We start from the raw sequence: 23,347 nt of genomic DNA, 5'->3' as shown, positions 1-23,347 counted from the left end.
AGCCGCGCCGAGCAGGCGCGCGCCGCCGTCGCGCAGGCCGAGGTCGCCGTCGACAGCGCGAAGCTCAACCTGGCGCGCGCCGAGATCCGCGCGCCGTCCGCCGGCACGATCACCAACTTCGATCTGCGCCAGGGCGCCTATGCGACGGCGGGGCATCCGGTGCTCGCGCTCGTGGACGCGGGCTCGCTCTACGTCGAAGGCTATTTCGAGGAGACCAAGCTCCCCCGCATCCACGTCGGCGACGCCGTCGAGGTCAAGCCGATGGGCGCGAGCCGCGCGCTGACGGGCCGCGTTGAGAGCCTCTCCGCCGGCATCGCCGACCGCGACCGCAGCACCAGCGCCAACCTGCTGCCGAGCGTGAACCCGACCTTCAACTGGGTCCGGCTGCCGCAGCGCGTGCCGGTGCGGGTGAAGCTCGATCCGCTGCCGGCGGGCGAGCGGCTCGTCGCGGGGCAGACGGTGACGGTGCAGGTGATGCCCGCATCGACGGTCACTGCGGCAGTCAAGACGGAGTCGAAGTCATGAGCAGCGCGATGAAGCCCCTGCTGGCGGTGATCGCGGCGGCGGCGCTGGCCGCCTGCTCCACGGCGCCGAAAGGTCCGGACTACCAGGTGCCCGCCGAGGCCGCCGTGCTGAAGCCGCGCGCGTCGGCGACCTTCCTCGAACAGCAACGTGCCGCGGAGGCCGCGAAGAACGAGGCCGACACCCAGGCCACGACGGTGGCATCGACTCCCTTCGACGCCACGCCGCTGCCGCCGCACTGGTGGCGGCTGTTCCAGGATCCCAGGCTGGACGCACTGGTCGAGCGGGCGCTGGCGCGCAACACCGACCTGCGCCAGGCGGTCGCGAACCTGGAACGTGTCCAGGCCCTGGAGTCCGAGGTCACCGGCGGCGAGAAGCCGACCGTCAGCGTCAATGGCGGGCCGAGCTACGGACACCCGTCGGGCTTGTCGATGCTGAAGAAGGACTACGTCCCGCCCGACACCTACCGCTACAGCGCCGGGGCGGGCCTCTCCTACCAGCTCGACCTGTTCGGCCAGATCCGCCGGGCGATCGAGTCCTCGCATGCGAGTACCGAAGCGGCTTCGGCCGCGCTCGATCTCGTCAAGGTGAACGTGGCGGCGGGCACGGCGCGCGCGTATGCGGAAGCGTGCGCGACGGGCCAGCGGCTGACGTCCGCACAGCATTCGGTCGATCTGCAGCGCGAGGCCATCGACGTCACCGAGCGCCTGCAACGCGCCGGTCGTGTCGGCGAGATTGACGCGGCGCGCGCCCGCAGTCAGCTTCAGCAGCTGCGTGCAGCGCTGCCGCCGCTGCTGGCGCAGCGGCAGTCCGCGCTGTATCGCCTCGCGACGCTGACCGGCGAACTGCCGGAGGACTTCCCGCGTGAGCTGGCGGAATGCCATGTCGCACCGCAGGTGACCGGCACGATCCCGGTCGGCGACGGCGCCGCGCTGCTGCGCCGCCGCCCCGACATCCGCCAGGCCGAGCGCGAGCTGCACGCGGCGACGGCACGCATCGGCGTCGCGATCGCGGACCGGTATCCGAAGATCAGCCTGGGACTGTCGGCCGGCTCGGCGGGCACGCTCGCCGGCTTCGGCAAGAGCGACACGCTGAGCTGGAGCCTCGGTCCGCTGATCTCGTGGACGCTGCCCAACAACGGCGTCGCCGACGCGCGGATCGCGCAGGCCGAGGCGGGCACGCGGCAGGCCGCGGCCCGCTTCGACGGCACCGTGTTGAACGCGCTGCGCGAGACCGAGACGGCGCTCAACCAGTACGCCCGCGAGCTGGATCGGCGGGCGGCGCTGCAGGCCTCGCGCGATGAGGCGGCGATCGTCGCCGGACAGGCGCGGCGGCTGTACCAGGGCGGCAAGGTCGCCTACCTGGATGCGCTCGACGCCGAGCGCGCGCTCGCCGCCAGCGATGCGGCGCTCGCGGCTTCGGAGGCCACGCTGATCGATGAGCAGGTGCAGCTGTTCCTCGCATTGGGCGGCGGTTGGGAATCGGTCGAGCCGGCGACGCACGCTGCGCGCTGACGAAAAAAAGGCGGTCCTTCGCAGGACCGCCTTCCTCTGACTTCATCGGCCGCCGACCCTCACCCCCGCCCTCTCCCGCAAGCGGGAGAGGGAACAAGAGTGGGAGCGCGCTCGCCTCCGCCCTCTTCTCCTTCTCCTTCTCGTTCTCCCTCTTCTCCCTCTCCTCCTCCTCGGCCGCCCCTCAGCGGCCGTGTTCCTTCATCAGGGATAGCTGATCGTCAGCTTGTAGGGCGAGGTCGTGCTCGATCCCGTGTACGACATCACCTTGATGTAGACCGTCTGCGCGGTCGCGCCGTTCTGGTACGTCAGCGACTCCGTGCTGCCGACCGCTTCCGAGCGCGCCAGGCCCGTGCCGGTGGACTTCACCACGTACAGGTCGTAGTCGATGCTCGACGAGGTCGGGCCGGTCATGTCCACGCGCAGGCGCTGGTTGGCGGCCAGGGTGACCTTGAAGAAGTCGATGTCGCTGGCGCTGCCGATGAAGCCGGTCAGCTGGTTGCGGCTGCCCAGCGCGTTCGCCGCGGCGATCGTGTTGTTGGGCTCGACCTCGTCCGCGGCGTCGACGACGTTGTTGACGGTAAAGCTCACCGGCGCCGAGGTCGTCGTGTTGCCGGCCGCGTCATAGGCCTTGGCCACCAGGCTGTGCGTGCCGTTGGTCAGCTGCGTCGAGTTGACCGCGATCGAGTACGGCGACGTCGTGTCGATGTCGCGCAGCGCGCCGTCCAGCCAGAACTCGACCTGCGTCACGCCGATGTTGTCGCTGGCGGTGGCGGAGAACGTGATCGTGCCGGTCGTGCCGTTCACCGCGGCCGTCACCGACGGCGGCGTGGTGTCGCCGCCGCTGACGCCCTGGTTGACCCAGATCGGCGCGGACCACAGCACCTTGCCGTCATCCTGCGTGACCTTGGCGTAGTAGAAGTGCTTGCCGTTGGCCGGCGTGATCGTCGCCGTCGGGCTGTTGCCCAGCAGCGTGACCGTGCCGTTGCGGCCGGGCACGCCTTCCCAGATCTCGGTCTGCACCACGGTGCGACCGTTCGGGTTGTAGAACCCGACGTTCAGCGACAGCGCGCCGGCGTTGTCGAAGCGCTCACCCATGATCTTGCCGTTGGCGCTGAAGATCAGTTGCGAGTTCTTGTCCAGCGTCGCGAAGACGCGGCGCGCCTTCAGCGCATCGACCAGCGAGGCCTTGCTCAGCGCCGTGCCCGTCGGGATCAGCACCGCGGTCCGGTTCGTGTAGGACTTGCCCCAGTTGGCGCAGTGGTTGTCCTGGTTGGTCGCCGGCGCCACGTGGAAGCCGCGCTCCAGCAGCTTCTTCCACGAGCCTTCATACGAGCTGCGCGAGGTCTCGCTCTCGGTCGTGTTGGACGAGAACGCGGAGGTGTTCATCACCTCGGACATCACCATCACCTCGTCGCCGTCGGCGCTGTAGGCCATGTCGGTGCCGTTGATGATGAACTGGCCGCTCGAGTCCGGATGGTTGAACTGGCCGACCAGGCCTTGCGCGCGCATCACCGAGTACAGCGTCGCGTAGTCGTTCTTGGCGATGTAGCGGTCGCCGAAGAGCTCGTTCTGCGCGTTGTATTCCCACGAGAACAGCTCGTTGCTGTTGAAGATGTTGAGGTGGCCGCCGTTGTTGATGACGCCCCACTCCATGCCGTACACCGCCAGGAAGCCGGGGTTGGCGGAGGTGTAGTCGGTCGCGATCTGCAGGCCGCGCTGGTAGCGCGCCTTGGCCGCGGTGGCGCTGCCGCCGGTGTTGGTGCTCGACGAGCCGTCGTAGTAGTGGTTGTGGTCGGTGTTGGCGAAGATGTCCAGGCCCGCGCCCTTGGCATACGGGAAGGCCGCGTCGGGCCCGAAGGCGCCCGTCTGCGCCGGCTGCGAGGAGCTGCAGCTGCCGATGGCGCCGCCGCCGTCGGAGTCGTTGGTCTGGCCGTGGAAGCTGCCGTAGTAGATGGTGTAGGGCCAGGAGCCCGCGCCGATCGCCGCCGACTGCGCGCGCACGCGCTGGTCGGCCTCGCCCGAGGCGCCCGCGGCCAGCGGACGCAGCGTGCCCATCGTGATCTTGGCCGGCTTGCCGAGGGCGAAGGTCCAGCTCTGCTCGACGGCGTGGCCGTCCGCGCCGGCCTGCTGGGCGGCGAGGATCTCGGCGAACTGCGCCTCGCCGCCGCTGCTCTTCAGCGCGGCGTCGGCCTTGGCGCTGAGCGCCGTCAGCGTCGCGGTGTAGAGGCCGTCCGGCAGGGTCGCGTCGGTGCGACCGGCCCAGTTCAGCGCGACGGTCTTGACGTCGCCGGCGTACTTCTCGACGCCGCTCCAGCGCTTGACGACCGCACCGGCGGGCGAGCGCAGCTCGACGCGGTAGGCCAGCAGCGTGCCGGCGGGGGCGCCGACGTAGTCGAGATGGACGGCGAACTCGCGCGCGCCGGTGGCTTCGGCGCCGGTGAACGGCACGTCGAGCGCGGCGTCGAACTCATGGTGATCGGGGTACTTCGCCGAAGGATCGGCGGTCAGCGCGGTGGCGCGGTCGTCAGGCGTGGCGACCTGCTGCTGCGTCTGCGACTTCTCGCCGTTGAGGCCGCCGCCGCAGGCGGTCAGCACGACGGCCATGGCACTCAGCGTGGTGACGCGCAGCACGGCGCGTCCGGTGATGGGGAACAGGGTACGGAAGTTCATGGGGATGTTCTCCTCGACGTTGTTCAGGCTTGCTTGCGGCGGCGGATGCTCACGCCCATCGCGCCCAGCGCGGCCAGGGTCAGCAGGATCGACGCGGGTTCGGGCACTTCCGGCACTTCGACCTCGGGGATCAGCGAGCCGGCGAACAGGACCATGTCGTAGCGGATGGTCCCGGCGGTGCCGTAGTTGCTCGAGGCGCCGGTGGCGCTGTAGCCCTGCGTGCCGGGCGCGAACATGCTGACCAGCTGCACCGCGAAGTTGGCGTTGTTGTCGACGCCGGCGATGTCGGAGAAGTCGAAGCCCAGGCCCTTCACGAAGACGCTGTCGCGCAGCATGCGGAAGGTGGTGGCCTCGATCCAGTTCTCGCCGTCCAGCGTGTACTGCAGCGCGGTCCAGGCGGAGGCGGTGGCGCTGTTGCGCTGGTCGAAGCTCAGGACGATGTTCTCGAAGCCGGTGGTGTCGATCGAGAAGCGCACGCCGGTCGTGCGGTCGCCGGTGCCTTGCGCGGCGTAGCCGGCGGTGTTCAGCGCCATTGAGCCGGCGGTGGTGTCCGACGAGCCGGCCTGGCTGACGAAGGTGGTGGCGACGCCCAGCGGGTCGAAGGACGCGTTGCCGTTGTCGGTGTAGGTCGGCTTGGTGGAGATGATGCCGCCCCGGTCGGGGCTGTAGCTCCACAGCGCGACGGTGTCGGCGTGCGCGAGACCGGTGAGCAGAAGACCTGCGGCGAGCAGGATGGATTTGAGTTTCATGGCGACCCCTCAGACTGGTTTTGGTTGAACCAAAAGTTTGCGCAAACGTTTACGGCAAAAATTTGTCAGCAAATGTGTGATGTTGTGCGCTTGACTTCACGCACGTAAAGGAACGGGCGGAGCGTAGGGTCGCTTCGTGACAAGCAGGTTGCGGGGAACCCCGCAGGAGGGAATGCCGCACCCCGCGTTTGAGGGGGATGGGTGCACGACGGGGGTGCAGCTTCGGGGCGGAGACGCAGCGTCGGTGCATCCCGCACCGAGGTAGGCCTAGCGCCGATCCGGCAGTGTCAGGCGCCCTTGGAGGTGACGCCGCGGGCGTCGTCCAGGAACTGCGCGGCGTGACGGCGCGTGCCGCTGGCGATCGGCCGCCAGGTGGTTTCAGGGAAATCCGAGGGCAGCAGCGATTCGACCTGATCCAGCGCCTCCGGGACACGCCCGGCGAGGTCAAGCATCCGTCCCCAGGCGTCCGCACTCGCCTGGACGGCGAGCGCATGCCAATGACGCGCCTGGATCTCGCTGAGCCGGTAATGCATGTTGCGGGACTTGATGCCCATGGCCAGCTTGGCGCGGTTGTACGGCAGCTGGTTGGCGCCGTTGCCGATGATGGGCCAGACGGAAAGGACGTCGTAGAGGGGCGTCATGGCGAACTTGCCAGCGCGCAAGTGCTGGATGGAGAAATTCTTGGCATGGCCGTCGGTCGCTGCGAGCAACCAGAACGCGAACTGGGTAAGCACGAACCTGGCGGGATCGTCGAGACGCTCGCTCACTCGCAGCAGCTGCAGACAAGCTTGCATCGTCGGGCCGCCGTCGGACTGGTACTTCAGGTCGGACGGCATGCCCATCGACTGGCAAAGATCTTCCTGAGGCAATCGCAGCAGCCACGGCTGCGCATCCGACTGCCATTGCCTGTCGAAGCGCTCCACCACGAGCGCTTTCATTCCGTCGAACAAGCCCATCTCCGTGGTCGCGACCGGCAGCCCAAAGGCCCTCAATATCTGCGCGCAGAGCCACTCGTTCTCGACGGAATCGGTCATGTCCGCACGCATGTTCCCCACGAGGCCCAGCGGCAGCTTGAGGATGTGCGTGGTCGGCGTGGCGCCCTGCGGCCGATGCCACCGTCCACCGACCCGCAGCAACGCGGTCTTCTCCTGCGCCCCCGCGATGGAAACGCGGAAGCCGTCTTCGTCGTGGTGCCCAAGTACCGACGGCGAGGTCACGCCCGCCAGGATCCGCCCCACATCCGTCTCCGCCAGGGGTTCCGCCGAAAGACGATTCCATCCCTCGGGGAGCTCATTGACCGGGAGAATCTGGAGCGCACCGACGCAGTCGCGGCCGATAGCGGCGAGCAAATCGAAGGCACTCTCGGACGGCGTGTGGAAGCGTTCCCTGATCCGGCGACGGATGTGCTGGCTGTCAGGCAACAGGTTGTCGAAATAGTTCGTGATGACGTCGGAGCGCAGTTCCGCATGGAACGGCAAGGACAAGGACAACGCGCGCCCCTGTGGCGAAGCCTCCCAGGTCCGCTCGTAACGCAGTGATGCGACGCCCGACCGGCCGCCCACCTCCCAGACGCCGACCGCCTGACCGTTCATCCACAAGTGAAGTGCTGCCATGCCGGCCCTCCGAGATCGTCATCACCAAGGTTGGTCCAGCGCCGACGAAGAGTCTGGCGTTTTATCGCCGTCCTTCGAGGGGGGAAGCGAGGACCCGAGCCGCCGATCATCGGTTTCCAGTACCAGCTGCGTTCCCAAGGCGTGGAGCAGATCCAACAACTGGTCAAAGCTGACGCTTGACGGGTCTCCTTCAATCCGCGCGAGACGGCTCTGGCTGACCCCGATGCGTTGTCCAAGCTCCGCCTGGCTCATGCCTTGACGTCGGCGAAGCGCTCTCAAGTGGGGGCCAAGCTGTTGGAGGGTCTGAAGTTTGAAGTTCACGACTGACCTTTCTTCGCTCAGTTGCGGATAGGGACTTCATGCCAAATCAAGCATAGATCGTAAGTATGCCTGATTAGGCATAAATCTCAAAAATGCCAAATCAAGCATAAATCAATAATATGCGTGATTCAGCATGAATAGACATTGGCATTGGCGTAGGACAAAGCCCGCTTCACAAGACTCCCCCGTCCGACGGTCCCGGCGGGCGATGCCCCGAATACTGTCCCCACCGCCACCCGAGAGGCCGCCGATGACCGAGATCCGCAAGGGCCAGCAGCCTGCGGAGCTGACCCGCGAGCAGTTCCACGAGCGCTTCATGCGTCGCTTCCAGGACCCGGCCTACCGCGCCGAGCACGAGGCCATCGCGCGCCTGGAGACCATCGCCTTCGAGGCGATGAAGGAAGGCCGCAAGTCGCCGGTCACCCGACCCGCGGGCAACGGATTCAAGGACCCGACCTACGCGACGTCCGTCGAGTGGCTCGACGCGCATCAGCGGCTCAAGCACGCCCAGCAGCGCTGGAGCGACCCCGCCACCCGCTCGCGCGTGCTGCTGGTCTGCGGCAGCGACCGCAACGACGGCACCTGTCCTGGCGAGATGTCCAAGACGTGGCGGCTGACGCAGATCGCCAAGGAACAGCTGACCCGACACGACGTGATCGTCGACGTGCTCGACCTGAGCCTCATCACCTCGGAATACGGCCGCCAGATCCATCCCTGCAAGGGCTGCGTGTCGACCGCGATGCCGCTGTGCCACTGGCCCTGCAGCTGCTATCCGAACCACGCGCTCGACCAGTCCAGCGACTGGATGAACGAGATCTACGAGCGATGGGTCTCGGCCCATGGCGTGATCCTGCTCACCCCGACCTACTGGTACCAGTCGCCGAGCGCGTTGAAGCTCATGATCGACCGCCTGGTCTGCGCCGACGGCGGCAATCCGGATCCGACCTCCACCCACGGCAAGAAGGTCGCCGAAGCCAAGGCCATCGAAGAGAAGGGCTGGAGCTATCCCAAGCACCTCGAGGGCCGCGCCTACGGCCTGGTCGTGCACGGCGACGTGGCCGGCGTGGAAGCCCAGCGCCGCAACCTCGGCGACTGGCTCGACTGGATGGGACTGGTCGATGCCGGCAACCTCTCCCGGCTCGATCGCTACATCGGCTACTTCGAGCCCTACTTCAACAGCCACGAGGCCCTCGACCGCGACGAGGCCCTCCAGGACGAGGTTCGCCTGGTGGCCGACCTCGTCGGCGACGCGGTCAAGCAGTTGCGGGAGGGGAATCTGCCCCGTTCCAATCGCCAGGCTGTCCGCCCGAAGTGACGACGGCCTCGCCATTCAGCACGACCTCCCCTCGACTTCATCGACTCAAGGAGCACTCCGATGGCCCACGCCCCTTCCCGTTCCCCCTCCAGTTCCACGCACCAACTCCGCCCCGAACTGCCGGCCGACGTGCCGCCGTTCCCGACCACCGACAACGACGTCGATGCCGATGACCTCGACAGCGTCTATGGCCAGCTCGTGAAGGGCGTCGGCCATGAGTACGTCACCGAAGGCAACGCCGACGAACTCGCCCGGCGCGCCGAGGCCGACGGGCACCCGATCCTCGCGACCGAACTCCGGGAGTGGAAGGCGCCCTGCTGACGCCGTCCCGCTGGCCCTCTTTCCCCAATGAGCAAGGGCCCCGATCGGGGCCCTGCTTCATGGGGAGAACGCCGTCAGGCGCTCGGTGCTCTCAGCCTCGGCTCAGCACTTGATGCCCGCGTGTAGCGCCACGACGCCGCCGGTCAGGTTGTGCACGTCCACGTGGCCGAAACCCGCCGTCTTCATCATGGCCTTGAGTTCGGCCTGCGGCGGGTGCATGCGGATCGATTCCGCCAGGTAGCGGTAGCTGTCGGCGTCGCCGGCGATCAGCGAGCCGATGCGCGGCAGCACCTTGAAGGAGTACCAGTCGTAGGGCTTGCGCAGCGGCGCCGCGACCTGCGAGAACTCCAGCACCAGCAGCCGGCCGCCCGGGCGCAGCACGCGGTTCATCTCGGCCAGCGCCTGGTCCTTGTGCGTCATGTTGCGCAGGCCGAAGGCCACGCACACCAGGTCGAAGGAGCCATCCTTGTAGGGCAACGCCTCGGCGTCGCAGAGGTTGGTCGGCAGGACCATGCCCTCGTCGATCAGCCGCTCGCGGCCGGTGCGCAGCATGGCCTCGTTGATGTCGGTGTGCACGACCATGCCGCGCTCGCCGACCTTCTTCGCGAACAGCCGCGCCATGTCGCCGGTGCCGCCGGCGATGTCCAGCACCCGGTCACCCGGCTTGAGGTTGGCCACGGCCAGGGTGTAGAGCTTCCAGGCGCGATGCATCCCCATCGACATCAGGTCGTTCATGACGTCGTAGCGCGCGGCGACCGAGTCGAACACGCCGCGCACGCGCTTGGCCTTGACGGTTTCGTCGACGGATTCGAAGCCGAAGTGGGTGGAACTCATGGTGGGGTCCTGCTGAAAGGGGGAGCGTCGGGGGCGATGGCCGTGCGAGCGCGAGCGATCAATGGCTGCTGCAGCTGCCGCCGCCGTGCGCATGTCCGCCTGCGCCCTTCGCCATCGGCGCGTCGCGGTCCAGGCCCGCGGCGGCCAGCTTCTCTTCGTAATCGCGCATCAGCGCGTCCTGGTCCCGGCCCAGCTCGTACAGATAGGCCCAGGTGAACAGGCCGCTCTCGTGACCGTCGGAGAAGGTCGGCTTCAGCGCGTAATGGCCGACCTGCTCGACCGCGACGATGGTCACGTCGCGCTTGCCGGTCTGCAGCGTCTCCTGACCGGGACCGTGGCCCTGCACCTCCGCCGACGGGCTGCGCACGCGCATCAGCTCGAACGGGATGCGGAAACGCACGCCGTCGGTGAAGGCGAGCTCCAGCACCTTGGACTGCTGGTGCACGACGATGTCGGTGGGGAGCGGGGAACTGGAGGCGAGACCGGCCATGAAACCGCGCGAGAAACGCGTTGGAAATCGAGGGGGGCAGTGTAGCGGCCCGCTCCAAGCGAGAACGCCCGCCCCCTTTCACCACTTCCGCCGAGGCGGGAAAAAAAATCCCGCCAGCTTTCACTGGCGGGATTCAACGGGAGCCCCGTTCGGGCCCGAGGCACCCGGCTTACCAAACGAGGAGAGTGGCAAGTCCTGACGGTCGCATTACCAGCTCAGGTTCAGCGTGTACGTCCCGCTGGTGCCCGAGTAGTAGAGCGCCCGCACATACACGACGATCGCGGACGATCCGCTGTTCGTGTAGGTGAAGCTGTCGACGGCGCCGGCGCCGTTTTCGCTGGCCCTGAGCTGCGTGCCGCTGCTGTTCTGCAGGTACAGGTCGAAGTCCTTGCCGGCGGCCGGCGTCAAGGTCGCGCTGAGCGTCTTGCCCGCGGGCAGCGTGATCTTGAAGTAGTCGTTGGTGTCGGACGTCGACAGGGTGCCCGTCACCTTGACCGGGGCGCTGATCGTCTGCGGCGCGGTGCGGCTGTTGTTCGGCTCGACCTCGGCGATCGTGCCGCCACCGCCGCCGCCGCCCTTGATCGCGGTGATCGCGGCGTTGGCGTCCAGGATGCCCGAGCCGCACTGGCTGCAGGTACCGGGGAAGGCACGGGCGCTGCTCTTGAGCGCGGCCGTGATCTCGTCCGGCGTGGCAGTCGGCTTGGCGCTGTACATCAGCGCCGCGACGCCCGCCACGTGCGGCGTGGCCATCGAGGTGCCCTGGTAGTAGGCGTAGCTGTCGGCGCCCGGCGTGCTGGTGCCGGCATTCAGCGTCGACAGGATGCCGTTGCTGGCGCTGGAGCGCACGTCGCCGCCCGGCGCCGCCAGGGTCACGATCGAACCATAGTTCGAGTAGTACGCTCGCGAACCGTTGCGGTCCGTCGCCGCGACCACGACCACGCCCGAGCAGTTCGCCGGGCTGGAGTTGGAGGCGTTCTGGTTCTCGTTGCCCGCCGCGACGATCACGCTGGCGCCGCGCGAACGAGCGCCGTTGATCGCCGTCTGCGTGGTGGTGTCGCAGGCGCCGCCGCCGCCCAGCGACAGGTTCAGCACCTTGGCCGGCGTCGCGTTGGCCGGCAGGCCGGACACGCTGCCGCCCGACGCCCAGGTCATGCCGTCGGCGATGTCGGAGGTGTAGCCGCCGCACTTGCCCAGCACGCGGATCGGCTGGACCTTGGCGTTGAAGGCGATGCCCGCCACGCCCAGGTTGTTGTTGGTCTTGGCCGCGATCGTGCCGGCCACGTGCGTGCCGTGCCAGCTCGAGGTGGCGGCCGGATCGCCGGCCTGGCATTCATTGGCGGCGTTGAAATCGCCGGGGTCGCTCGGGTCGCTGTCGCGGCCGTTGCCGTCCACCGAGACCGTGGTGTCCACGATCATGTCGTAGCCCGCGACGATCTGGCCCGACAGGTCCGCATGCGGCCGGTAGCCGGTGTCGATCACCGCCACCACCACGCCGGTGCCGGTCGCCTGGTCCCAGGCCTGGGGCGCGCGGATGCCGCCGGCCGTCTCGGACAGGTCCCACTGCTGGCCGTAGCTGCTGTCGTTGGGCACCATCAGCGCGTGCATCTTGCGGTCGGGCTCGACGTACTCGACGTTGGCGTCCTGCGCCTTGATGCGGGCGCCCAGCTCGCGCAGTTCCTGCAGGTTCATCCGGCGATCCAGCCGGAACACGTGGGCGCCGGTGCCCATCTGGCGCACCAGCGACAGGCGGGCGCCCAACGGGGCGGCCAGCTGCTGCAGGCGCTCGGTCCGGGCGCCGATGGCGTCGCTCGCCACCGATTGCGCCTGGACGGCGGCGCCCAGGCGCCCTTGCACGACGGTGCTGCCGTCCTTGTATTTCACGATCAGACGGTCGGTCTGTTCGCTCAGTTGCCGCGGGGCCTTGTCGATGTCCACCGACGACACGCCCGCCTGGGCGGCGCCCATCGTGACGAGACCTACAGCCAGCGCGACGCTGAGCTTGTTCAATCGCAACATGCTTGTCATCTCCAGAGTTCCTCGAACGACGCCGGGTTCACCGACGCCTGCAAAGCCCCGAACGCCCTGGCGCGTTGGCACCTCTGGTGGGGCACGCCGACCGGCCTATCCGATTGGCGTGCGACGCAGTGTAGGAAGACAGTCGGGCGCCAACCGCCCCACCTGAAACAGTTAACAGGAAGGAATACCCCTATAACCTTTTTGTGTCAAAACGCAGACTTTGATCCGCCAATCGCCCCTTTCTTACGGCTAAGGCGCTGATTCGTAAGGTTTGCGCGCGGTTTGCGCCCCTGCGCGAACGGCGTGCCCGGGGTGCCGGAAGCCATGCACGGGACGCCTCCGATGGCGGGCGGAAGGGGGCTCGATTAGCCTGTGCGGCTTGTCGTTTTCGCCACACATCGGTGACAAATAACCATGTTTCCACTACGCCTGATCGCCGCCGCGGCCCTCTCCACCCTGGCGCTGGCCGCCGCGCCGGTCCGCGCGCTGGATGTCGCGAGCTTCTCGCCCGACGTCCAGCCCTGCGCGGACTTCTATGACTACGTGAACGGCCCCTGGGTCGCCCGCACGGAGTTGCCGGCCGACCGGACCCGCATCGGCAGCTTCGACGCGCTGCGCGTGGCCAACGACCGGCTGCTGAGCGACGCGCTGGCGGAACTGCTGGCCAAGCCGGCGCTGCAGAAGTCGCCGGGCCTGAAGCAGGTCGCGGCCTACTACGCCAGCGGGATGGACCGCGCCGCCATCGAGGCGCAAGGCCTGAAGCCGGTCAAGCCGCTGCTGGACCGCGTCGCGGCCATGAAGTCGGCGCAGGACCTGCCCGCCGCGCTGGCGCAGCTCGGCCGCGTGGGCATCGCCGCGCCGGTGGGCGCCTACGTGCGCGCCGACGTCAAGAACACCCGCGTGAACGTGCTGACGCTGGGCCAGTCGGGCCTGGGTCTGCCGGACCGGGACGACTACTTCAAGGACACGGACATCGCCAAGAAGCTGCGCACCGCCTACCGGCTGTATGCGCAGCGGCTGCTGTCGTCGGCGGGCTTCGACGCCACGCCGGCGACGATCGACGCGCTGATCGCCTTCGAGTCCCAGCTCGCCGACGCGACGACGCCGCGCGCGCAACTGCGCGATCCGCTCAAGGTCTACAACCCGATGACCACGCCCGAGCTCGCCGACAAGGCGCCGGGGCTCGCCTGGGACGCCTATCTGAAGGCGTTGACGCGCAGCGATACCCGCCCCGGCGGCGTCGAGCGGCTGATCGTCGCGCAACCCGAGTTCCTGACGCGGGTCGCGCAGATGGCCGAGAAGGTCCCGCTCGCCACCTGGCAGACCTACCTGCGGGTGCGGGTGCTGGAGAACAGCGCCGCCCGCCTGCCCAAGGCCTTCGCCGAGGCCGACTTCGACTACCGCGGCGCGACCATCTCCGGGCTCGAGCAGCCGATGCCCCGCAACGAGGAAGTCATCCAGCTGATCGGCGGCCGCACCGGCGGCAGCCCGCTGGGGCTGGCGCTGGGCGAGCTGTTCGTGTCCAAGGCCTTTTCGCCGGAGGCGCAGCGCCGCGCGACGCTGCTGATCGGCGACGTCAAGGCCGCGATGAAGACACGCATCCAGAACCTGGCCTGGATGAATCCGGAGACCAAGCTCAAGGCGCTGGAGAAGCTGGAGGCGATGCAGCCCAAGATCGGCGCGCCCGAGACCTGGCCGAAGTACGAGGGCATGACGCTGGACCCGAAGGACTTCGCCGGCAACCAGCTGCGCGCCGCGGCCTGGTTCCACGGCGAGCAGATCAAGGACCTGGACCGCCCGAGCGACCGCACGCGCTGGACGATGTCGCCCTACATCGTGAACGCGCAGGCCGGCGGCCTCAACGAGATCACCTTCCCCGCCGGCATCCTGCAGCCGCCGTTCTTCGACGCGAAGGCCGACGACGCCGTCAACTACGGCGGCATCGGCATGGTGATCGGGCATGAGATCGTCCACCACTTCGACGACCGCGGCCGGCAGTTCGACAGCATCGGCAGCCTCAACGACTGGTGGACCGCCTCCGACGCCGAGAACTACAAGGCGCGCGCCGACCGCGTCGTGGCGCTCTACGAGAGCTACGAGCCGGTCAAGGGCACCCACATCAACGGGCGGCTGACGCTGGGCGAGAACATCTCCGACATGGCCGGCATGCCGATCGCCTTCGACGCGCTGCAGAACGCGCTGCGCCGCACCGGCAAGACCGACAAGATCGACGGCTTCACGCCCGAGCAGCGCTTCTTCCTGTCCAACGCCATGGTGTGGCGCAACAAGTCGCGCGAGGCGGCGCTGCTGAACCAGCTGCGCACCGATCCGCATTCGCCGGGCAAGTTCCGCGTGCTGGCGCCGATGTCCAACATGCCGGAGTTCGCCAAGGCCTTCAGTTGCAAGGGCGGCGATGCGATGGTGGCCGCGGATCCGATCAAGGTCTGGTGACGCGCTGAACCCGCCGCGGCGAGCCCTCGCCGCGGCCTCCGGGGCCTGCCCGCCGTGAGGCGCGGCAGGCCCCGTGCCATTCGGGACCCATGTCTTCCGGGACGGTCGCGCGGAAGTCATGGATCGGGTGCCTCACGTGCAGGGTCAGGTCTTGTCACCGCGTCGTCACACGACGCTCCGGCGGAAGTCATGCGTGACTTTTGACCCGATGGATAATGGGGAAAGTCGACGCGCAGCCCATCCCGCCGGCTTGCATTTCGTCGCGGCATTCCGGCGATCCGCCCCCCGTCTTCGACACTTGGTCGCGCACCGCTTGGTCGGACCCGCGATGCTGCCTACGCTGAAAAAAGACCGAACGCATCCGCCACCTGAACGCGGGTCGCGACGGTTCCTCAGCCCACAGGAGCACGACATGACCGCCACCACCCGCCCGTCCCGCACGATCTTCTTCCGCATCGCCTCCGGCGCACTCCTGGCCGTGCTGGCCGCCGGATCGGCGCAGGCCGCGCCTGACGATCTGGAACGCGTCCAGGTTTCCGGCCGCCGTCCCGGCGAGATCCCGCGCACGGACGTGCGCGCCACCTGCCCCGGCGTCGATCAGGTCCTCGTCGACCGCCTGGCCCGCGCCCAGTACCGCGAAGGCCAGGAGGGCGTCTCCACCGTCAGCTTCCGGCTGAACGGCAACGTCATCAGCGAGGTGCGCGAACGCGGCCCGGCGGCCTACCGCACGCCGCTGCGCATGGCCGTCCGGTCGCTGCAATGCCAGGGTGCGCCGCGGGACACGCTCTACGTGATGCAGGTGTCCTTCCGCAACCAGGAGTCGACCGGCGACATGAACGAGCGCATCGCGATGATCGAGATGGCGCCGCCGGCCGCCGGATCGGTGGCTGTCGCCGCGAGCGCGGCCGACGGTCGCTGATCGGGTTGTTCCCGGATGGGTCTCCCTCGGGGGCTGGCTAGGATGGCCGGCACGACAACCCGGAGACCCGACCCATGCCCGTCCGCCCCACCGATGCCGCGCGCCGTTCCCTGCTGATCACGGGCGCCCTCGGCGCCACGGCCGGCGCGCTCGGCTGGCCCGCCGTGGCGCGCGCGGACACCTGGCCGGCCAAACCGATCCGGTGGGTCGTGGCCTACCCGGCGGGCGGCGGCTCCGACTTCCTCGCGCGCCAGCTGGCGCCGGTGCTCGGCAAGGCGCTGGGGCAGACGCTGGTCATCGACAACAAGCCCGGCGCGGCCGGGATCATCGGCACCGACAACGCCGCCAAGTCGCCGCCGGACGGCTACACGATCCTCACCGGCGACAACGGCGCGATGGTGTTCAACAGCGCGCTCTACAAGAAGCTGCCGTACGCGCCGGCGGACTTCGCGCCGGTCGGCTTCATGGCCCGCTTCCCGCTGCTGCTGGTGGTCAATCCCAACGCGGGCTTCAGTTCCGCGAAGCAGTGGCTGGACACCATCAAGGCCAGGCCAGGGAAGTACAGCTACGCCTCGCCGGGCATCGGCAGCCCGCATCACCTGGCGATGGAGCTGCTGAAGGACCGCACCAACAGCTACATCGTCCACGTGCCCTATCGCGGCACGGCGTTCTCGACGCAGGACCTGATCGCGGGCGTCGTGCCCATGGGCATCCTCGACACCGCTGCCGCCCTGCCCCATCTGCGCGCCGGCAAGCTGAAGGCGCTGGCGGTGCTGGCGCCCAAACGCATCGCCGCGCTGCCCGACGTGCCCAGCTTCGACGAGACCGGCGTGACCGGCGTGGAGGTCAGCGCCTGGCAGGGCTTGTTCGTCCCGAAGGGCACGCCTGATGCGATCGTCGCGCGTCTGGGCGCCGAACTCGGAAAGGCACTCTCGCAGCCGGAACTGAAAGCGAAGCTGGAAGACTTCGGCCTCGAAGTCGCGCCGGGCGACGCTGCCTCGCTGACGCGTTTCATCCAGGCGGAGACGCAGAAATGGCATGCCCTCATTCGCAGCCGCGGCATTTCGGCCGAATGAGCCCGTTGCAGTGCCCTGCTCGCCATATTCCCGGGGATATATCGCCAATCCCGACCGTCCGGTCGGTCGCCCGGTCGAACCCTGATAGCGCTGTCCTCCTCTGGGGGACGTGCCGGTGATTACTTCCGGTGAGCGTGAAATAGCCCCGGGTTATCCCTCGAAGGGCGGTAAGCGAAACGAGTCGACACGCTGTCATACGCAATACAGTTTGATCAGGCGCAAAGACAAAACGACAACGACGCGCTAGGAGACCTCCCTATCACTCCAGTTCCGCCTCATCGCGGAGCCGTCCAGTCATGAACAACAACAACGCCGTGCGCGCGACGGTCGCCCGTCGCGTCTCCATCTGGTCCAGTGCCGCCATCGCGGTGCTCCTGATCGTCATCTGCGGCGCCCTGTCGTGGGTGCTCACGAATCAGGCGCAACAGCGCACGCTGGACTACATGTCGGCGGAGGCGGCGTCGGTGGCGCGTGTCGCCGACGCCCTGGACCGCACGGCGCGGGATTCGGCCAACCGGCTGTACGACGTGCTGGCCGGCGACTTCGAAGGCGGCGCCTTCACGCTGGACGGCGACGGCGAACTGGCCTTCAACGGCCAGAAGCTCAACGGCAACTTCGACGCGGTCGACCGCTTCACGCGCCGCACCGGTGGCGTGGCGACGATCTTCGCGCGCAAGGGCACGGACGACTTCGTCCGCATCACCACCTCGCTGAAGAAGGAAGACGGCTCGCGCGCCGTGGGCACGACGCTGGACCGCGCCGGCGCCGCCTTCGGCAAGCTCTCGGGCGGCGAGACCTACGTGGGACCGGCGACGCTCTTCAAGGTGCCCTACATGACGCGCTACTCGCCGATCAAGGACGCGGGCGGCAAGGTCGTCGGCATCCTGTTCATCGGCTTCGACATGCGCGGCCTGCAGCAGGAACTGGTGAAGATGGCCGACGCGGTCAAGCTCTACGAGACCGGCGGGCTGTACCTGCTCGATCCGGGCAAGACGCCGGCCGACGCGCTGCTGCGCGCCCATCCGCGCTCGCAGGGCAAGAAGCTGTCGGAGGTGATGCCGGCCGACCAGGCCGAGCAGTACGTCAAGACGCTGACAGAAGATCAGGACGGCGTGCTGGAGAAGGTCCAGGCCGTCTACGGCGACAGCTACAAGGATGCGTTCGCGGTGGCGCGCAAGTCGCAGGCCACCGGCTGGTGGGTCGTCGCCGAAGCCTCGCGGGCGCAGGCGCTGGCGGCGCACAACACCACGCTGTGGGTGCTGTGGGGCCTGATCCTCGCCACCGTCGTGCTGCTGGGCCTGGGCGTGACCTGGATGCTCGGACGCTGGGTCGGCCGCCCGCTGGCCGACCTGAACGAGGCCGTCAGCGCCGTCGCCGCGGGCGACCTCACCCGTCCGGTGATCGTGCGTCAGCAGGACGACCTGGGCGCCCTGGCCGCCGGCGTCGAACGCATGCGTCTGCAGCTGTCGCGCACCATCAACGAAGTGCGCCAGGCCAGCGATTCCATCGGCACCGCCTCGGCGGAAGTCGCCGCGGGCAGCCGCGACCTGTCGGCACGGACCGAGCAATCGGCCAGCCACCTGCAGGAAACCGCCTCCGCGCTGGAGGAGCTCGCCAGCTCGATGAGCCAGACCGCCGCGTCGGCCGCGCAAGCCCATCAGCTGGTCGGCGAATCGGATCGCGCGGCCCAGCGCGGCGGCAACGTCGTCGCCCAGGTCGTGACCACCATGGACGAGATCTCCGCCGCCAGCCGCCAGATCGGCGACATCATCGGCACGATCGACTCGATCGCGTTCCAGACCAACATCCTGGCGCTGAACGCGGCGGTGGAAGCCGCGCGGGCCGGCGAGCAGGGCCGCGGCTTCGCGGTCGTCGCGTCCGAGGTCCGTCACCTGGCCCAGCGCAGCGCGGAAGCCGCCAAGCAGATCAAGGGCCTGATCACCGCCAGCGGTGAGCGCGTCGAGTCCGGCGCCAAGCTCGTCAGCGACACGGGCGACGCGATGCGCGACATCGTCACCAGCGTGAAGCGCGTGACCGACATCATCGGAGAGATCTCGACCGCGTCGCGCGAGCAGTCGCAAGGCGTGACGCGCATCAACGGCGCTGTCGCCCAGCTGGATCAAGGCACGCAGCAGAACGCCGCGCTGGTCGAGGAAAGCACCGCCGCCGCGGAAAGCCTGCGGGAGCAGGCGCATCGGCTGGTGGAGCAGGTCGGACAGTTCCGGGTCTGACGCCACGGACTCGAAGGGCGCGAACAGCGCGCCCAAGAAACAAAGCCCGCCGGAAGGCGGGCTTTTTCGTTGGCGCTTCAGTCGAGCCGGATCGTCAGACCAGCACGCGCTCGATGCCGCCGTTGTTGGCCTTGGCGACGTACTCGGGCATCCAGTTCTCCCCGAGGATCTTGCGGGCCATCTCGACGACGATGTAGTCCGCCTCGAGCAGGCCGTTCTGCATGTCGTCGCCGTAGCGGCTGAGGCCCTGCAGGCAGGACGGGCAGCTGGTGAGGATCTTGAGGTTCTCCTCGGCGCCGACCTTGCCCGCGGCGCGCAGCTGCGTCTCCGCCTTGCGCAGCTCCTCTTCCTTGCGGAAACGCACCTGCGTCGACACGTCCGGCCGCGTGACGCCCAGCGTGCCGCTCTCGCCGCAGCAGCGCTCGCTCTTCATGACCTCGGGGCCGACCAGCGCCTTCACCGTCTTCATCGGCTCCTGCAGCTTCATCGGTGAATGGCAGGGGTCGTGATACAGGTAGGCCTGCTTCGAATCGAGCTGGATACCCTTCTCGAGCAGGTACTCGTGGATGTCGATGATGCGGCAGCCGGGGAAGATGTCCTCGAACTTGTAGCCCTGGAGCTGGTCGTAGCAGGTGCCGCAGCTGACCACCACCGTCTTGATGTCGAGATAGTTCAGCGTGTTGGCCACGCGGTGGAACAGCACCCGGTTGTCGGTGATGATCTTCTCGGCCTTGTCGAACTGTCCCGAGCCGCGCTGAGGGTACCCGCAGCAGAGGTAGCCCGGCGGCAGCACCGTCTGCACGCCCGCGTGCCAGAGCATGGCCTGCGTCGCCAGGCCGACCTGGCTGAACAGCCGCTCCGACCCGCAGCCCGGGAAGTAGAAGACCGCCTCCGCTTCCGCCGAGGTCTTCTGCGGGTTGCGGATGATGGGGACGTAGTCCTTGTCCTCGATGTCGAGCAGCGCGCGCGCCGTCTTCTTCGGCAGGCCACCCGGCAGCTTCTTGTTGATGAAGTGGATGACCTGTTCCTTGATCGGCGCTGTCCCCACCGTCGCCCGCGGCGCGGCGGTCTGCTTGCGCGCGACGCGTTTGAGCAGGCTGTTGGCGATGCGCTGCGCCTTGAAGCCGACGCCGACCATCGCCGCCCGCGCGATCTTGATCGTCTCCGGGTTGGTGGCGTTGAGCATCAGCATCGCCGCGGCGTTGCCGGGACGGAAACTCTTCTTGCCCATCTTGCGCAGCAGGTTGCGCATGTTCATCGTGACGTCGCCGCAGTCGATCTTCACCGGACACGGATTCAGGCACTTGTGGCAGACCGTGCAGTGGTCGGCGACGTCCTCGAACTCTTCCCAGTGCTTGATCGACACGCCGCGGCGCGTCTGCTCTTCGTAGAGGAAGGCCTCGACCAGCAACGAGGTCGCGAGGATCTTGTTGCGCGGGCTGTAGAGCAGGTTGGCGCGCGGCACGTGCGTCGCGCAGACCGGCTTGCACTTGCCGCAGCGCAGGCAGTCCTTGATGGACTCGCTGATCGCGCCGATGTCGCTCTGCTGCATGATCAGCGACTCGTGCCCCATCAGCCCGAAGCTGGGCGTGTAGGCGTTGGTCAAGTCGGCGAAGGTGCTCTGGCCGCCCTGGCCGCCGGTCCCCGGCCTCAGCAGCTTGCCCTTGTTGAAGCGGCCTTCCGGATCGATGCGGGCCTTGTAACCGGCGAAGCCCGCCAGCTCCTCGTCGGTGAGGAACTCGAGCTTGGTGATGCCGATGCCATGCTCGCCGGAGATCACGCCGTCCAGCGAGCGCGCCAGCGTCATGATGCGCGCGACCGCCTCGTGCGCGGTCTGCAGCATCTCGTAGTTGTCCGAGTTCACCGGGATGTTGGTGTGCACGTTGCCGTCGCCGGCATGCATGTGCAGCGCCACCCAGACGCGGCCGCGCAGCACCTCCTTGTGGATGCGCTTGCATTCCGCCAGGATGGGCGCGAAAGCCCCGCCCGCGAAGACGTCCTGCAGCGGCTTCAGGATCTGGCGCTTCCAGCTTGCGCGCAGGGTGTAGTCCTGCAGCTGCTCGAAATAGCTTCGATCGCCGTCACGGGGAAGGTCCAGTTCCTGCATCCACGTGCGCCATTGCAGGCCGGTCTCGTCCAGCAGCGCCAGCGCCTGCGCCACGCGGTCCTCGAGCAGCTCCGCGCTCGGGATCTCGCCGGCGTCGTCGCCCTTGCCCAGCGGCAGGTTGCCGTTGGCGAAGAAGGTGCGCAGGGCGTCGATCAGCGCCAGCTTGTTGCGCAGCGACAGCTCGATGTTGATGCGCTCTATGCCCAGCGTGTACTCGCCCATGCGAGGCAGCGGGATCACCACGTCCTCGTTCACCTTGAACGCGTTCGTGTGCTTGGAGATCGCCGCCGTGCGCTTGCGGTCCAGCCAGAATTTCTTGCGCGCATCGGCACTGACCGCGACGAAACCTTCGCCCGAACGGCCGTTGGCCAGGCGCACGACCTCGCTGGTGGCGCGCGCGACTTCATCGGCGTCGTCGCCGACGATGTCGCCGATCAGCACCATCTTCGGCAGCCCGCCGCGCTTGCTCTTGGTCGCGTAGCCGACGGCCTTCAGGTAGCGGTCATCCAGATGCTCCAGCCCCGCGAGGATCGCCCCGTTCGGCTTCTTCATCTCGCCGAACATGAAGTCCTTGATGTCGACGATGGACGGCACGCACTCCTTTGGATTGCCGAAGAACTCCAGACAGACCGTGCGCACGTGCGCCGGCATGCGGTGCACGATCCAGCGCGCACTGGTGATCAGGCCGTCGCAGCCTTCCTTCTGGATGCCGGGCAGTCCGGCGAGGAACTTGTCGGTGACGTCCTTGCCCAGGCCTTCCTTGCGGAAGGTGCGGCCGGGGATGTCCAGGTGTTCGGTGCGTTCCAGCGTCTTGCCGGTCGCGTCGTAGTAGTGCAGGTCGAAACTCGCGACCTCGACGTCATGGATCTTGCCGAGGTTGTGGTTGACGCGGACGACTTCCAGCCACTTCGCGTCCGGCGTCACCATGCGCCACGAGGCGAGGTTGTCCAGCGCCGTGCCCCACAGCACCGCCTTCTTGCCGCCGGCATTCATCGCCACGTTACCGCCGACGCACGAGGCCTCGGCCGAGGTCGGATCGACCGCGAACACGAAGCCGTGCAGCTCCGCCAGGTCCGACACGCGCTGCGTGACGACGCCGGCCTCGGTCCAGATCGTCGGGACGTCGCGGTCCAGGCCTGGCAGGCGCTGCATCTCGACGCCGCGCATGGCTTCGAGCTTCTCGGTGTTGATCACCGCGCTGTTCCACACCAGCGGCACCGCGCCGCCCGTGTAGCCAGTGCCGCCGCCGCGCGGGATCACGGTCAGGCCCAGCTCGAAGCAGCCGGCCACCAACGCGGCCATCTCGGCCTCGGTGTCGGGCGTCAGCACGACGAAGGGGTACTCGACGCGCCAGTCGGTCGCGTCGGTCACGTGCGACACCCTCGACAGGCCGTCGAACTTGACGTTGTCCTTGGCGGTGATCTTCGCGAAGACCTTGACCGCGCGCTTGCGCAGCTCGGCCACCTGCTCGAACTGGTGCGAGAACGCGCCCACCGCCGCTTCCGCCGCGGTCAGCAGCTCGCCGACCCAGGCGTCGCGCTTGGCATCGTCTTCCGGATGACGACGACGCTGCACTTCGCCCAGACGATGGCGCAGCGCGCCGATCAGCGCCTCGCGACGCTTGGGGTTGTCCAGCAGGTCGTCCTGCAGATAAGGATTGCGCTGCACCACCCAGATGTCGCCCAGCACCTCGTACAGCATGCGCGCGGAGCGGCCGGTCTGGCGCTCGGTGCGCAGCTGGTCCAGCAACTCCCACGCGCGGGCGCCGAGCAGGCGAAGGACGATTTCGCGATCGGAGAAGGACGTGTAGTTGTACGGAATCTCGCGCAGCCGGGCGGCGGGCGCGTGCGGCTGGTTCAGGTCGCCGGCCATCGCGGGGTCGGCGGGCATCAGCAGATGCGGTGCATTCATGGCGGCCAGGTGCTCGCGCACCGGGGTTGCGGCAGGCCGGCGTCCAGGGGAGCGGACACCGATGCCAGGCTGGAAAGACAAGCGGAGAGAGCTGTGGCCGTGGACCGGACAGCGCCCCGGACTTGTGGTCCCCGCGCCGGCTGGACACAGGCGTGGAAGTGGCGTTCGCGAATGGCCGCGATCGGCGGCCGGCCCGGTCTGGGCAATGGTCGGAATCCTAACCCAGCGCCAGAGGGCAATCCCCGGCGAGGGACTCTAGGGATCCGCCGTCGCCCACCCCTCGGCGA

The 23,347-nt window shown here is 68.1% G+C and carries 16 protein-coding genes; 8 read left to right on the top strand and 8 right to left on the bottom strand.

Annotated features, from left to right (window positions below; all coding sequences use genetic code 11):
- Both VF536_RS10385 and VF536_RS10380 read left to right on the top strand, forming a co-directional pair.
- Positions 1-525 (top strand): HlyD family efflux transporter periplasmic adaptor subunit (locus VF536_RS10385; RefSeq protein ID WP_331614768.1); only part of this gene is annotated, 525 nt, incomplete at its 5' end.
- Positions 522-2,036, top strand: coding sequence for a TolC family protein (locus VF536_RS10380; protein ID WP_331614767.1), 1,515 nt, complete (start codon positions 522-524; stop codon positions 2,034-2,036). The genes VF536_RS10385 and VF536_RS10380, both read left to right, overlap by 4 nt.
- 201 nt (positions 2,037-2,237) lie before the next feature.
- Here VF536_RS10380 and VF536_RS10375 read toward each other — a convergent pair whose 3' ends face one another.
- The 4 genes from VF536_RS10375 to VF536_RS10360 form a co-directional block, all read right to left on the bottom strand.
- On the bottom strand, positions 2,238-4,706 hold the full coding sequence (locus VF536_RS10375) for a CehA/McbA family metallohydrolase (RefSeq protein WP_331614766.1): 2,469 nt from the start codon (positions 4,704-4,706) through the stop codon (positions 2,238-2,240).
- Positions 4,707-4,729: 23 nt separating this feature from the next.
- Positions 4,730-5,455 carry a PEP-CTERM sorting domain-containing protein gene (locus VF536_RS10370; protein ID WP_331614765.1) on the bottom strand — a complete coding sequence of 242 codons (726 nt, stop codon included), beginning with the start codon at positions 5,453-5,455 and terminating at the stop codon, positions 4,730-4,732.
- 287 nt (positions 5,456-5,742) lie between these two features.
- Positions 5,743-7,068: a type II toxin-antitoxin system HipA family toxin gene (locus VF536_RS10365; protein WP_331614764.1), complete on the bottom strand. Its 1,326-nt coding sequence runs from the start codon at positions 7,066-7,068 to the stop codon at positions 5,743-5,745.
- 21 nt (positions 7,069-7,089) lie between these two features.
- Entirely contained in the window at positions 7,090-7,389 is a 300-nt protein-coding gene (locus tag VF536_RS10360) for a helix-turn-helix transcriptional regulator (protein ID WP_331614763.1), read from the bottom strand.
- Between the two features lie 250 nt (positions 7,390-7,639).
- Between VF536_RS10360 and VF536_RS10355 the strand changes: the two genes are divergently transcribed.
- Positions 7,640-8,704: an NAD(P)H-dependent oxidoreductase gene (locus VF536_RS10355; protein WP_331614762.1), complete on the top strand. Its 1,065-nt coding sequence runs from the start codon at positions 7,640-7,642 to the stop codon at positions 8,702-8,704.
- A 60-nt stretch (positions 8,705-8,764) separates the two neighbouring features.
- Positions 8,765-9,025: a hypothetical protein gene (locus tag VF536_RS10350; protein ID WP_331614761.1), complete on the top strand. Its 261-nt coding sequence runs from the start codon at positions 8,765-8,767 to the stop codon at positions 9,023-9,025.
- A gap of 102 nt (positions 9,026-9,127) precedes the next feature.
- Here VF536_RS10350 and ubiE read toward each other — a convergent pair whose 3' ends face one another.
- The 3 genes from ubiE to VF536_RS10335 form a co-directional block, all read right to left on the bottom strand.
- Positions 9,128-9,859, bottom strand: a complete 732-nt coding sequence (gene ubiE / locus VF536_RS10345; protein ID WP_331614760.1) for a bifunctional demethylmenaquinone methyltransferase/2-methoxy-6-polyprenyl-1,4-benzoquinol methylase UbiE — start codon at positions 9,857-9,859, stop codon at positions 9,128-9,130.
- A gap of 58 nt (positions 9,860-9,917) precedes the next feature.
- Positions 9,918-10,349: a DUF971 domain-containing protein gene (locus tag VF536_RS10340; RefSeq protein ID WP_331614759.1), complete on the bottom strand. Its 432-nt coding sequence runs from the start codon at positions 10,347-10,349 to the stop codon at positions 9,918-9,920.
- 207 nt (positions 10,350-10,556) lie between these two features.
- Positions 10,557-12,365 carry a S8 family peptidase gene (locus tag VF536_RS10335; protein WP_331614758.1) on the bottom strand — a complete coding sequence of 603 codons (1,809 nt, stop codon included), beginning with the start codon at positions 12,363-12,365 and terminating at the stop codon, positions 10,557-10,559.
- A gap of 414 nt (positions 12,366-12,779) precedes the next feature.
- Here VF536_RS10335 and VF536_RS10330 point away from each other — a divergent pair, with 414 nt between their 5' ends.
- From VF536_RS10330 to VF536_RS10315, 4 genes are all read left to right on the top strand, one after another.
- A complete protein-coding gene (locus tag VF536_RS10330; RefSeq protein ID WP_331614757.1) occupies positions 12,780-14,816 on the top strand; it encodes a M13 family metallopeptidase in 2,037 nt (678 codons plus the stop codon).
- A gap of 412 nt (positions 14,817-15,228) precedes the next feature.
- Positions 15,229-15,735 carry a hypothetical protein gene (locus VF536_RS10325; RefSeq protein WP_331614756.1) on the top strand — a complete coding sequence of 169 codons (507 nt, stop codon included), beginning with the start codon at positions 15,229-15,231 and terminating at the stop codon, positions 15,733-15,735.
- 74 nt (positions 15,736-15,809) lie between these two features.
- Positions 15,810-16,811, top strand: a complete 1,002-nt coding sequence (locus tag VF536_RS10320) for a tripartite tricarboxylate transporter substrate binding protein (RefSeq protein ID WP_331614755.1) — start codon at positions 15,810-15,812, stop codon at positions 16,809-16,811.
- Between the two features lie 296 nt (positions 16,812-17,107).
- On the top strand, positions 17,108-19,042 hold the full coding sequence (locus VF536_RS10315) for a methyl-accepting chemotaxis protein (protein ID WP_331614754.1): 1,935 nt from the start codon (positions 17,108-17,110) through the stop codon (positions 19,040-19,042).
- A gap of 94 nt (positions 19,043-19,136) precedes the next feature.
- Here the strand turns inward: VF536_RS10315 and VF536_RS10310 are convergent, their stop codons facing one another.
- Positions 19,137-23,039, bottom strand: coding sequence for an FAD/FMN-binding oxidoreductase (locus VF536_RS10310; RefSeq protein WP_331614769.1), 3,903 nt, complete (start codon positions 23,037-23,039; stop codon positions 19,137-19,139).
- Between the last annotated feature and the right edge of the window lie 308 nt (positions 23,040-23,347).

Source organism: Roseateles sp., assembly GCF_036486225.1.
In the GTDB taxonomy this organism is placed as follows: domain Bacteria; phylum Pseudomonadota; class Gammaproteobacteria; order Burkholderiales; family Burkholderiaceae_C; genus Roseateles.
This window is presented reverse-complemented; position numbering and strand designations above follow the sequence as displayed.

Excerpts from the sequence above, each read along its gene's own strand:
- VF536_RS10380 (WP_331614767.1), top strand. The coding sequence starts at position 522 with ATGAGCAGCGCGATGAAGCCCCTGCTGGCGGTGATCGCGGCGGCGGCG.
- VF536_RS10375 (WP_331614766.1), bottom strand. The coding sequence starts at position 4,706 with ATGAACTTCCGTACCCTGTTCCCCATCACCGGACGCGCCGTGCTGCGC.
- VF536_RS10370 (WP_331614765.1), bottom strand. The coding sequence starts at position 5,455 with ATGAAACTCAAATCCATCCTGCTCGCCGCAGGTCTTCTGCTCACCGGT.
- VF536_RS10365 (WP_331614764.1), bottom strand. The coding sequence starts at position 7,068 with ATGGCAGCACTTCACTTGTGGATGAACGGTCAGGCGGTCGGCGTCTGG.
- VF536_RS10355 (WP_331614762.1), top strand. The coding sequence starts at position 7,640 with ATGACCGAGATCCGCAAGGGCCAGCAGCCTGCGGAGCTGACCCGCGAG.
- VF536_RS10350 (WP_331614761.1), top strand. The coding sequence starts at position 8,765 with ATGGCCCACGCCCCTTCCCGTTCCCCCTCCAGTTCCACGCACCAACTC.
- ubiE (WP_331614760.1), bottom strand. The coding sequence starts at position 9,859 with ATGAGTTCCACCCACTTCGGCTTCGAATCCGTCGACGAAACCGTCAAG.
- VF536_RS10340 (WP_331614759.1), bottom strand. The coding sequence starts at position 10,349 with ATGGCCGGTCTCGCCTCCAGTTCCCCGCTCCCCACCGACATCGTCGTG.
- VF536_RS10335 (WP_331614758.1), bottom strand. The coding sequence starts at position 12,365 with ATGTTGCGATTGAACAAGCTCAGCGTCGCGCTGGCTGTAGGTCTCGTC.
- VF536_RS10330 (WP_331614757.1), top strand. The coding sequence starts at position 12,780 with ATGTTTCCACTACGCCTGATCGCCGCCGCGGCCCTCTCCACCCTGGCG.
- VF536_RS10325 (WP_331614756.1), top strand. The coding sequence starts at position 15,229 with ATGACCGCCACCACCCGCCCGTCCCGCACGATCTTCTTCCGCATCGCC.
- VF536_RS10320 (WP_331614755.1), top strand. The coding sequence starts at position 15,810 with ATGCCCGTCCGCCCCACCGATGCCGCGCGCCGTTCCCTGCTGATCACG.
- VF536_RS10315 (WP_331614754.1), top strand. The coding sequence starts at position 17,108 with ATGAACAACAACAACGCCGTGCGCGCGACGGTCGCCCGTCGCGTCTCC.
- VF536_RS10310 (WP_331614769.1), bottom strand. The coding sequence starts at position 23,039 with ATGCCCGCCGACCCCGCGATGGCCGGCGACCTGAACCAGCCGCACGCG.